We start from the raw sequence: 2,234 nt of genomic DNA on the forward strand, positions 1-2,234 counted from the left end.
CATGCGCGGCGATGGCGCGTTCACGCAGGGCGCTTTCGGGCCAGGGATAGCCGGGGCTGCCGATGGTTAGGGCGTTGTTCACGCCGTGGGACAGGAACGTCTCATAGTCAGCCTTTGGAACGGGCGGGGCGACGGAGAGCACCAGACCCGCTTCCGGCGTCGGGTCCATCGTGCCCGGCGCGCCGCTGGACGACATGATCGAGGTCAGCGACAGCACGCGATCTGGATGTTCGATGGCGATGACCTGACTGATCATCCCGCCCATCGAGACACCGGCCACGTGGGCCTTGTTCGCGCCGACGGCGTCGAGGACGGCCACGCCGTCGGCGGCCATGTCGGAGAGGCTGTAGGCCTCGCCCGGCTTGAACCAGGTCGAGAGGCCGGTGTCGCGGTTGTCGAAGCGGATCACGCGGTAGCCGCAGGCGGCCAGCTTGTCGCAGAAGTCGGCCGGCCAGCGGGTCATCTGCGAGCCGAGGCCGTTGATCAGCAGGACGGTTGGGGCGGTGTCGGCGCCGAAGGTCTCGTACTCGAGCTCCGCGGTGGCGGACTTGGCTTTGGGCATGGCGGTCCTTCGTGAGCTTCTCCTCGCCCCGTTGGGGAGAGGCCGGGTGAGGGGGCGGCGCATAGCGCCGCTCATCGATCTATCGGTAGGTGCGACGCGGCTGAGAGGCCCCCCTCACCCTACCTCTCCCCCCGCAAGAGGGGGGAGAGGAGCGTTGGCTGGTCTCTTACGGGACCATGACCACGCGGCCGACGGCGGCGCGGCTTTCGATATAGGCGTGGGCGGCGGCGGCGTCGGACAAGGAGAAGACCTTGTCGATCACCACTTCCAGTTCGCCCTTGGCGGCGTCTTCGATCAGTTGCTGGATGTTGTTATGAACGCGGTCGGTGCCGATCTCGGCGCCGAGGAACACGCCCGACAGGGTGCGGTTGCCGCCCATCATCGAGCCGACATCGACGACCATCGGCTCACGGCCCGCGGCGCCGACCATCGAGACCCGGCCGCGATAGGCCAGGGCGTTGATCGAGCCTTGCAGGGTGGGGCCGCCGACGCTGTCGACGATCACGTCCACGCCCTTGTTGTCGGTCAGGCGTTTGGCTTCGGTCACCACGTCGTCGCGGCTGTAGTTGATGCCGTGGTCGAGGCCGAGGCGCTTGAGGGCCTCCAGCCGCTCGTCGGACGAGGCGGTGGCCAGGATCAGGCCCGCGCCCGCGCGCTTGGCGAGTTGGATGGCGGCGACGCCGACGCCCGAAGCGCCGGCCTGGATCAGGACGGTCTCGCCGGGCTGCATGCGGCCGAACTCGAACAGGCAGTCATGGGCGGTGCCGAAGGTCACCGGAATGGCGGCGGCCTTCTTCATGTCGTAGCCGTCGGGCACGACCCAGCAGTTGCGGGCGGGAACGGCGCGCAGGGCGGCGTGGCTGCCCCAGCTGTTCAGGGTGGCGACCTTCTGGCCGACCTTCAGGTGGGTGACTTCCGAACCGATCTCGATGATCTCGCCCGAGGCCTGGTAGCCGACCACATGCGGGTTGGTCATTAGCTTGCCGCCGAAGCGGCTGAGGACGTCGCCGCCTTCGATGGCGATGGCCTCGACCTTGATGATCACGCCCTTGGGGTGGCACTGCGGGTCCGGGATTTCCTCGTATTTCAGGACTTCCGGACCGCCGGTCTCATAATACACGGCAGCTTTCATGGGGGCCTCTCCTAATGAATTAAACAATTGTTTGATGAGGCAGCTAACCGAGTCCCGCGGCCGGACGCAAGGGAAAGCAGGGGTTCGGCGGGCGTCGCGTTTGCGGCTGGTCTAGTGCATTTGCGTCATGCGGCGGCGCAGAATGGCGTGATCCACTGGCGCTCGACGATTCCGGTGCTCGCGGCTTTCCGCGCATGGCCGGTTTCCAGCGACGGTTTCGGCGGCCAGCGGTTTCGTGCTGGGCGGCGAGATCCAGGACCCGCCGCCATGTTCGCCCCACCCAGCGCCGGGGGCGGGTCCGCTTCGCCCGTCGGGGACAAGACTGCCAGGAGGCGCGACGGTGCTCGGCCGTCGCGCAGGGGCCGATCTCGGGGGAGATGAGGCTCGCTTCTGGGAGACGGACGCGGTTCCAGCCGAGCCGCGTCCGTGACTTCCGCCGACAGAACGGTCAATCGCGCCCTCCAGGTGACAGGTGGGCGGAAATGCGAAGACGCGACCCGGCGCGTTCGTGACAATTTCGTTGCAGTGCGACACGGTTCG

2 protein-coding genes are annotated in these 2,234 nt (G+C 67.5%); both read right to left on the reverse strand.

What is annotated here, in order from left to right; all coding sequences use genetic code 11:
• A partial coding sequence (locus Q7T84_RS00705; RefSeq protein ID WP_304805639.1) for an alpha/beta fold hydrolase occupies positions 1–562 on the reverse strand: 562 nt, incomplete at its 3' end.
• Between the two features lie 166 nt (positions 563–728).
• A complete protein-coding gene (locus Q7T84_RS00710) occupies positions 729–1,694 on the reverse strand; it encodes a zinc-binding alcohol dehydrogenase family protein (protein ID WP_304805640.1) in 966 nt (321 codons plus the stop codon).
• Positions 1,695–2,234 lie beyond the last annotated feature (540 nt).

Origin of the sequence: Phenylobacterium sp. (assembly GCF_030654915.1) — a bacterium.
Taxonomy (GTDB): Bacteria; Pseudomonadota; Alphaproteobacteria; order Caulobacterales; family Caulobacteraceae; genus Phenylobacterium.

Bases quoted from the DNA above. Each gene is read 5' to 3' on its own strand.
- Q7T84_RS00710 (WP_304805640.1), bottom strand. From the start codon at position 1,694: ATGAAAGCTGCCGTGTATTATGAGACCGGCGGTCCGGAAGTCCTGAAA.